The sequence below is a fragment of the Micromonospora parva genome, from assembly GCF_000718515.1.
GTDB lineage: Bacteria > Actinomycetota > Actinomycetes > Mycobacteriales > Micromonosporaceae > Micromonospora > Micromonospora parva.
Genome location: NZ_JNZS01000054.1, coordinates 1 through 8307, shown reverse-complemented (window position 1 = coordinate 8307; position 8307 = coordinate 1). Strand labels below are relative to the sequence as shown.

General features: G+C 68.4%; 7 protein-coding genes. 5 read left to right on the top strand and 2 right to left on the bottom strand.

The window, feature by feature from the left end:
• Nucleotides 1-101: 101 nt before the first annotated feature.
• Nucleotides 102-1052 (bottom strand): malate dehydrogenase, encoded by a 951-nt coding sequence (mdh, locus tag IF22_RS0132575; RefSeq protein ID WP_030338361.1) that lies wholly within the window; start codon nt 1050-1052, stop codon nt 102-104.
• 138 nt (nt 1053-1190) lie between these two features.
• Nucleotides 1191-2051, bottom strand: a complete 861-nt coding sequence (locus IF22_RS0132570) for a bifunctional methylenetetrahydrofolate dehydrogenase/methenyltetrahydrofolate cyclohydrolase (RefSeq protein ID WP_030338359.1) — start codon at nt 2049-2051, stop codon at nt 1191-1193.
• Nucleotides 2052-2534: 483 nt separating this feature from the next.
• Here IF22_RS0132570 and IF22_RS0132565 point away from each other — a divergent pair, with 483 nt between their 5' ends.
• The 5 genes from IF22_RS0132565 (at nt 2535) to IF22_RS0132545 (ending at nt 8300) form a co-directional block, all read left to right on the top strand.
• Nucleotides 2535-4136: a peptide ABC transporter substrate-binding protein gene (locus IF22_RS0132565; protein ID WP_030338356.1), complete on the top strand. Its 1602-nt coding sequence runs from the start codon at nt 2535-2537 to the stop codon at nt 4134-4136.
• 197 nt (nt 4137-4333) lie between these two features.
• Nucleotides 4334-5272 carry an ABC transporter permease gene (locus IF22_RS0132560; protein WP_030338354.1) on the top strand — a complete coding sequence of 313 codons (939 nt, stop codon included), beginning with the start codon at nt 4334-4336 and terminating at the stop codon, nt 5270-5272.
• Between the two features lie 18 nt (nt 5273-5290).
• Nucleotides 5291-6247 carry an ABC transporter permease gene (locus tag IF22_RS0132555; protein WP_030338353.1) on the top strand — a complete coding sequence of 319 codons (957 nt, stop codon included), beginning with the start codon at nt 5291-5293 and terminating at the stop codon, nt 6245-6247.
• Between the two features lie 6 nt (nt 6248-6253).
• Nucleotides 6254-7285: an ABC transporter ATP-binding protein gene (locus IF22_RS0132550; protein ID WP_030338351.1), complete on the top strand. Its 1032-nt coding sequence runs from the start codon at nt 6254-6256 to the stop codon at nt 7283-7285.
• Entirely contained in the window at nt 7266-8300 is a 1035-nt protein-coding gene (locus tag IF22_RS0132545; RefSeq protein WP_030338349.1) for an ABC transporter ATP-binding protein, read from the top strand. Before IF22_RS0132550 ends, IF22_RS0132545 begins: the two co-directional genes overlap by 20 nt.
• Nucleotides 8301-8307 lie beyond the last annotated feature (7 nt).

Genomic DNA, 8307 nt, shown 5'->3' with positions numbered 1-8307 from the left:
GGCGGGGGTGGGGTGGGGTGGGGTGGGACGGGACGGGACGGGACGGGACGGGGAAAGGGCGCGTCGGCTCTGCCGGCGCGCCCTTTCGGTGGTTCGGGGAACTACATGCTGGAGATGTCAGCCTGCTTGGCACGGACGGCCTCGGCGGCCTCCTTGAGGCTGGCCAGCTCGTCGGCGTCCAGGTCGGTCTCGACGACCCGCTTGACGCCCTGAGCGCCGATCTCGGCCTCGACACCCAGGTAGACACCGGAGATGCCGTACTCGCCGTCGACCCAGGCGCAGACCGGCATGACGTCGCCGGAGTCCTCGGCGACGGCCTTCGCCATCCGGGCCGCGGCGGCGGACGGGGCGTAGTACGCCGAACCGGTCTTGAGCAGGGCGACCACCTCGGCGCCACCGTTGCGGGTCTTGACGACCAGCTCCTCGATTTGCTCGGCCGGCATCACGTCACGCAACGGCTTGCCGTTGACGGTGCTCTTCGAGGGCACCGGGACCATCGTGTCGCCGTGCGAGCCCAGGGTCAGCGTGCGTACCGACGCCACCGGCACGTTCAGCGCCTCGGCGACGAAGTTGCTGAACCGGGCGGTGTCCAGCATGCCGGCCTGGCCGAGCACCCGGTTCTTCGGGAACTGGGTGGCGAGCTGGGCCAGCGCGGTCATCTCGTCCAGCGGGTTGGAGACCACGATGACGACGGCGTTCGGGGCGTACTTGGCGACGTTCTCGGCGACCTGGCGGACGATCTTGGCGTTGGTCTCCAGCAGGTCCATCCGGCTCATGCCGGGCTTGCGCGGCAGACCAGCGGTGATCACGACGACGTCGGAGCCCTCGATCTGCTCGTAGCCCTCACCGTTGGGGCCGGTCGTCACGCCGACGACCTTGGTCTCGAAGCCCTCGATGGCCCGCGACTGGTTGAGGTCGAGTGCCAGGCCCGCGGGCTTGCCCTCCACGATGTCGGTGATCACTACGGTGTCGAAGACGTCGTACTCGGCCAGGCGCTGTGCGGTGGTGGAGCCGTAGAAGCCAGCCCCGACGACAGTGACCTTCTTACCCATGGTCGTCCCACTCCCTGATACCAGTCGGTTTTCCGGACCGTATCAGTCATCCTGGCACCGATCCGGCCAGGGGCGGCGGGCATCGCCGGGATGGGGCGAACGTCACCGCCGTCCTGGTTCGGTGCGCCGACGTGCGGGTCAGCCGCGCTCGGCGCGCTCCACGACATTGGTGAGCAGCATGGCCCGGGTCATCGGGCCCACGCCGCCGGGCATGGGGACGAGCGCGCCGGCCGTCTGGACCACCTCCGGGTCCACGTCGCCGGTGTAGCGGCCCTTGCCGTCCGCGCCGATCACGCGGGTGATGCCGACATCCACCACCACCGCGCCAGGGTTGATCATGTCGGCGGTGAGCAGACCCGGTACGCCGGCCGCGACGATGACGATGTCGGCGGCGCGGGTGTGCGAGGCGAGGTCGAGGGTGCCGGTGTGGCACAGGGTGACTGTGGCGTTTTCACTGCGCCGGGTGAGCAGCAGGCCGAGTGGGCGCCCGACGGTGTTGCCCCGGCCGACCACCGCGACGGTGGCACCGCGCAGCGCCACGTCGTGTCGGCGGAGCAGCTCGACGATGCCGCGCGGGGTGCACGGCAGCGGCCCGTCGTAGCCGAGCACGAGCCGACCCAGGTTGACCGGGTGCAGGCCGTCGGCGTCCTTGTCCGGGTCGATCAACTCCAGCACCCGCTGGGTGTCGAGGTGGGCCGGCAGCGGCAACTGGACGATGTAGCCGTGGCACGCCGGGTCGGCGTTCAGCTCGGCCAGCACGTCGTCGACCTGCTGCTGGGTGGCGTCGGCCGGCAGTTCGCGGCGGATCGAGGCGATGCCCACCTCGGCGCAGTCGCGGTGCTTGCCGTTGACGTACGCCTGGCTGCCCGGGTCCGCCCCGACCAGGACCGTGCCGAGCCCCGGGGTGATGCCGCGTTCCGCGAGGGCCTTCACCCGAATGCGCAGCTCGTCCTTGATCTCCGCTGCGGTTGCCTTGCCGTCCAGAAGCGTCGCCGTCACGACCAGATCGTCTCACGACCGGCACCCGCGGTTCAGACGACCTCAGCTCGGGGCGGTCCGCCGCCACTGCCAGGTGCTGGTTGCCCAACGTTCGGGCCGAGCCGAACTGACTACCGTCTGCGTGACGGTGTGTGACGTGTCGCTAGTCACTCTCGGTCACAATTTGTGGGTTCGATCACTGTCGAACCAGACAGACCAGGCCGGCGAAACGGAGACCGGACCTTCGTCCCAGCAGGTGTCGAGCCAACCCAACCGAGCCCAATCAGCTCGCCAGCCGCCCGAATATCCGCAGGATATTGCCAGTAAACCCGGTTTCGGCTAGCAGATTCACCCGCCTTCGACAAGGAGGGAGAGCCCGGACCGTTACCCACCCGCAACCGCGTCGTTGCCGAAGGCTCGCCGCCGACCTACCGTTACCGCTTGTTGCGCAGCGTAACCCAGCGTCGGGCTTGACTGCGCAGCGTGAGGAGATGAGGAGGCTCAATGCGAGTTCGTAGACTCGCCGCCTGGACCGCCCTCCCGCTCGCGGTGACGCTGGGCCTCGCGGCCTGCGGCAGCGGCGGAGACGGTGGATCCGGTGGCAGCGACAGTTCGGTGGTCAGCATCCAGATCGCCGAGCCGAAGCACCTGGTTCCCACCAACACCACCGAGACGTCGGGTTCGCAGGTCATCGCCGGCCTGTTCAGCCCGCTCGTCGACTACGACGCCCAGAACAAGCCGTACGAGGTCGCGGCCGACTCGGTCACCTCGACCGACAACAAGGTCTGGACGATCAAGCTCAAGGACGGCTACACCTTCCACAACGGCGAGAAGGTCACCGCCCAGAGCTACATCAACGCCTGGAACTACGGCGCGTACGGCCCCAACGGTCAGGACACCAACCCGTTCTTCGAGAAGATCGCTGGTTACGCGGACCTGCAGGGCAAGGAGCCGAAGGCCAAGGAGATGTCCGGGCTGAAGAAGGTCGACGACCTCACCTTCACCGTGACGCTCAACGAGCCGTACATCGACTTCAAGACCACGCTGGGCTACAACGCGTTCTTCCCGATGCCGGACGCCGCGTTCTCGGCCCCGGGCGTGCTCAAGGACTCCTACGAGCAGGCGCCGATCGGGCAGGGCCCCTTCAAGATGAAGGGCACCTGGCAGCACGACAGCAAGATCGAGGTCGAGCGCTACGACGCCTTCCCGGGTGAGAAGCCCAAGGTGAAGAACGTCGAGTTCCGGATCTACCAGCAGCTCACCGCGGCCTACGCGGACGTCCTGGCGGACAACCTGGACGTGCTGCCCACGATCCCGACCGAGAGCCTGAGCACCGCGCCGAGCGACCTGGGTGACCGGTACAAGACCAGCCCGATGTCGTCGTTCCAGTTCCTGGCGTTCCCGACGTTCGACAAGGACTACAGCAACCCGGACGTCCGCAAGGCCATCTCGATGGCGATCGACCGTGACGAGATCACCAAGTCGGTCTTCAAGGGCTCGCAGACGCCGGCGCGCTCCTTCGTCTCGCCGGTCCTGCCGGGCTACCGGGACGACACCACGGGTAAGTCGGGCGAGTTCAACCCGACCGAGGCCAAGAAGCTCTACCAGGCCGCCGGTGGTCCGTCGAAGATCGTCATCTCGTACAACGGCGACGGCGGGCACAAGGACTGGGTCGACGCCACCGTCAACCAGCTCAAGACCAACCTGGGCGTGGACGCGGTGGGTTCGGCCGAGCCGAAGTTCGCCGACCTGCTCACCAAGGTCGAGAACAAGACGCCGGTGGGTGCGTTCCGGATGGGTTGGGTCATGGACTACCCCACCATGGAGGACTACCTCGGCCCGCTGTACAGCACCAACGGTTCGTCGAACTACTACGGCTACAGCAACCCGGAGTTCGACAAGCTGGTCAAGGAGGGTGCCGCCGCCAAGACGCAGGACGAGGCGATCGCCAAGTACCAGCAGGCGGAGGACATCCTGGCCAAGGACATGCCGGTGATCCCGCTCCGCTTCGGCGAGAACGTGTTCGGCCACTCGTCCAAGGTCAAGAACGTCGAGATGGACCTGTTCCAGCGGGTCAACCTCGTCAAGATCGAAGCAGCCAGCTGAGCTGAGCATGGTGCGGGCCACCCGGGCGACGAAGCCCGGGTGGCCCAATCCGCGCCACCGGGGCCGGGCCGCAGCAGCGGACCCGGCGTCGGTGGTGCCGGCTCCCCCGGGCCGGACGGCACGTCTCCGACATTTCGGGTACGACCAGAGATGCCGTCCTGCGACCCTTTCGCACATTTCCGGAGAGACTGCTAAGCATGTTCCGCTACATCCTGCGGCGCCTACTGCAGATGGTCCTGGCCTTCTTCGGGACCACCCTGATCGTCTACGCGCTGACATTCGCCGGGCAGGGCGACCCGATCCAGGCGCTCGCCGGCGAACGCCCGGTGACGCCGGCGCAACGGGCGTACCTGACCGAGAAGTACCACCTGGACGCCACCGGCGTCGGCGGCTTCTTCTACCGCTACTTCGACTACGTGAAGAACCTGCTCCAGGGCAATCTGGGCGAGTCACTCACCGGTCGGAACATCGGCGACATCCTCCAGCAGGCCTGGCCGGTCACCGTGCGGCTCGCGCTCATCGCGCTCGCAGTGGCGATCATCTTCGGCGTCACCGCCGGTGTGCTCGCCGGCATCCGCCGGGCCAGCATCTTCGACAACTCGACGCTCGTGCTGACCCTGCTGGTGCTGGGCATCCCGACCATCGTGCTGGCCCCGCTGGCGCAGTACCTCCTGGGCGTCAAGTGGCAACTCTTCCCACCCACCGCCGGCTCCGACCCGACGTTCTACGCGCTCCTGCTGCCGGGCATCGTGCTCGGCTCCCTGTCGCTGGCCACCGCCCTGCGACTCACCCGGGCCTCGGTGGCGGAGAACCTGCGCGCCGACTACGTCCGGACCGCCCGGTCCAAGGGCCTGGTCAAGCGGCGCATCGTCATCGTCCACGTGCTGCGCAACTCGCTGATCCCGGTGGTCACCTTCCTCGGTGTGGAACTGGGCAACCTGATGAGCGGCGCGATCATCACCGAGGGCGTCTTCAACATCCCCGGCGTGGGCTTCAACCTCTTCCGCGGCATCCGCACCGAGGACGGCCCCCTGGTGGTGGGCATCGTCAGCGTGCTCGTCGTGGTCTACCTGGTCTCGAACCTGGTGGTGGACGTCCTGTACGCCGTACTCGACCCGAGGATCCGCTATGAGTGACCGCAGCGAGGTGCCGGCATGAGCGACTTTGAGACCGTGGCGGCCACCGAGAACCAGGCCGCGCGACGGGGCCCCTCGGGTGAGCCGGGAACCCCCAACCAGGTCGGCGCCGCGAACAAGCCCCGCAGCCTGGCCGGGGACGCCTGGCGCGACCTGCGCCGCAACCCGATCTTCTGGATCTCGCTGGCGCTGGTGGTCATCTTCACCCTGATGGCGCTGCTCCCCGGCGTGTTCACCGCCAACAGCCCGAACGACTGCCTGCTCTCCCGGCAGCACGCCGGGCCGTCCGGCGGGGCCATCTTCGGGTACGACTTCCAGGGCTGCGACACGTACTCCCGGGCGGTCTACGGCACCCGGGCGTCGCTGCTGGTCGGCGCCCTGGCCGCGCTCGGCACCGGGATCATCGCGCTGGTGGTCGGCATGCTGGCCGGCTACTTCGGCCGCTGGGTCGACGCGGTGCTCTCCCGGGTGATCGACGTGGTGCTCGGCATCCCGCTGCTGCTGGCCGCGATCGTGCTGCTCAAGCGGGTCTCCAGTGACAGCCAGTGGGCGCGCATCGGCGCTGTCGTCTTCGTGTTGGCCCTCCTCGGCTGGACCACCGCCGCCCGCGTGGTCCGGTCGTCGGTGATCACCGCGAAGGAGCAGGACTACGTCGCGGCGGCCCGGATGCTCGGCGCCGGCAACAGCCGGATCATGTGGCGACACATCCTGCCGAACTCGCTGGCCCCGGCGATCGTGGTACTGACCATCGCGCTCGGCTCGTTCATCGCGGCCGAGGCGACGCTCTCCTTCCTGGGCATCGGCCTCAAGGCGCCCACCATCTCGTGGGGGCAGGACATCGACACCGGCCGGATCCACATGCGGGAGGCGGCCACCCCGTTGATCGTCCCGTCGACCTTCCTGGCGTTGACAGTGCTGGCGTTCATCATGCTCGGCGACGCGATCCGTGACGCCTTCGATCCGAAGCTGCGGTGATCCCTCATGACCATCAATCCCACGCCCGCCTCCGCCACGCCCGAGGGCGGCCACCTGTTGGAGTTGCGGGACCTGCACGTCGAGTTCCGCACCAACGAGGGTGTCGCCCGGGTGATCAACGGCGTGTCGTACCACCTGGACGCCGGCGAGACCCTCGCGGTGCTCGGCGAGTCCGGCTCGGGCAAGTCGGTCACCGCCCAGGCGATCATGGGCATCCTGGACACCCCGCCCGCGTTCGTCCGCTCCGGCCAGATCCTCTACCAGGGCGAGGACCTGCTCACCCGCTCCGAGGAGCAGCGCCGGCAGGTACGCGGCAAGGAGATCGCGATGATCTTCCAGGACGCGCTCTCCGCCCTCAACCCGGTCTTCCCGGTCGGTTGGCAGATCGGTGAGACGCTTCGTCAGCGCGCCGGCATGTCCCGGGCCGACGCTCGACGTCGTGCCATCGAGCTGATGGATCTGGTCAAGATTCCGGGTGCCGCCAAGCGGATCGGGGACTACCCGCACCAGTTCTCGGGCGGTATGCGGCAGCGCGTCATGATCGCCATGGCGTTGGCGCTGGACCCGAAGGTGCTGATCGCCGACGAGCCCACCACGGCGCTCGACGTGACGGTGCAGGCCCAGATCATGGACCTGCTCGCCGACCTGCGCCGCGAACTCAACATGGCGATGATCCTGATTACCCATGACCTGGGTGTGGTCGCCGGTGTCGCGGACCGGATCGCGGTCATGTACGCCGGCCGGATCGTCGAGCACGCCGACGTCCGCTCGCTCTACAAGGCGCCCGCCCACCCGTACACCAAGGGGTTGTTGGAGTCGATCCCGCGCCTGGACGTCCGCGGCCAGGAACTGTCGACGATCAAGGGGTTGCCGCCGAACCTGATGCGCATCCCGTCCGGCTGCCCGTTCCACCCCCGGTGCCCGTACGTGCAGCAGGTCTGCGTGGACGAGGTGCCGCACGACCTGGTCCTCGGCGACGGCCGGACCAGCGCTTGCCACTTCGCGCAGGAGGTCCGTGATGACAGCGTCGCCCGCTAACCCCACCAAGGTCCGCGGCGAGACCATCCTCTCCGTCGACAACCTGGTGAAGCACTTCCCGATCACTCAGGGCGTGCTGTTCCAGCGGCAGATCGGGGCGGTGAAGGCCGTTGACGGGGTGAGCTTCGAGCTGCGTCGGGGCGAGACGCTCGGCGTGGTCGGCGAGTCCGGCTGCGGCAAGTCCACCCTCGCCCGGCTGCTGATGCGGCTGGAGACGCCCACCTCGGGGCGCGCCACCCTGGAGGGCAGGGACCTGTTCAAGGCCTCCGGGGGCGAACTGCGCCGGTTGCGCCGCAACATGCAGATGGTCATGCAGGACCCGTACACCTCGCTGAACCCGCGGATGACGGTCGGCGACATCATCGGCGAGCCGTTCGAGATCCACCCGGATGCGGCGCCGAAGGGCAGCAAGGCCAAGCGGGTCCAGGAGCTGTTGGACCTGGTCGGGCTCAACCCGGAGCACATCAACCGGTACCCGCACCAGTTCTCCGGCGGTCAGCGTCAGCGCATCGGCATCGCTCGTGCGCTCGCGCTGAAGCCCGAGGTGATCGTCTGCGACGAGCCGGTGTCGGCGCTGGACGTCTCCATCCAGGCGCAGGTGATCAACCTGCTCAAGCAGCTGCAGGGCGAGCTCGGGCTCTCGTACATCTTCATCGCGCACGACCTGTCAGTGGTGCGGCACATCGCCGACCGCGTCGCCGTGATGTACCTCGGTCGGATCGTCGAGATCGGCACCGAGGACGAGATCTACGAGCGGGCCACACACCCGTACACCCAGGCTCTGCTCTCTGCCGTGCCGGTGCCGGACCCGGAGGCCCGGGACCAGCGCACCATGATCCGGCTGGTCGGCGACGTGCCCAGCCCGGCCGACCCGCCGAGCGGATGCCACTTCCGGACCCGCTGCTGGAAGGCCCAGGAGATCTGCGCCGTGGAAGCCCCGGCAACGGCCCCCCGGGCGGCCCCCCCGCCCCCCCCCCCCTGCCACTTCGCCGAACTACGCCCCACCCCGGCCTGACCCACCC

What these genes read in the sequence shown, in the direction of transcription:
- mdh (WP_030338361.1), bottom strand. Translation starts at nt 1,052, where the DNA reads ATGGGTAAGAAGGTCACTGTCGTCGGGGCTGGCTTCTACGGCTCCACC.
- IF22_RS0132565 (WP_030338356.1), top strand. Translation starts at nt 2,535, where the DNA reads ATGCGAGTTCGTAGACTCGCCGCCTGGACCGCCCTCCCGCTCGCGGTG.
- IF22_RS0132560 (WP_030338354.1), top strand. Translation starts at nt 4,334, where the DNA reads ATGTTCCGCTACATCCTGCGGCGCCTACTGCAGATGGTCCTGGCCTTC.
- IF22_RS0132555 (WP_030338353.1), top strand. Translation starts at nt 5,291, where the DNA reads ATGAGCGACTTTGAGACCGTGGCGGCCACCGAGAACCAGGCCGCGCGA.
- IF22_RS0132550 (WP_030338351.1), top strand. Translation starts at nt 6,254, where the DNA reads ATGACCATCAATCCCACGCCCGCCTCCGCCACGCCCGAGGGCGGCCAC.
- IF22_RS0132545 (WP_030338349.1), top strand. Translation starts at nt 7,266, where the DNA reads ATGACAGCGTCGCCCGCTAACCCCACCAAGGTCCGCGGCGAGACCATC.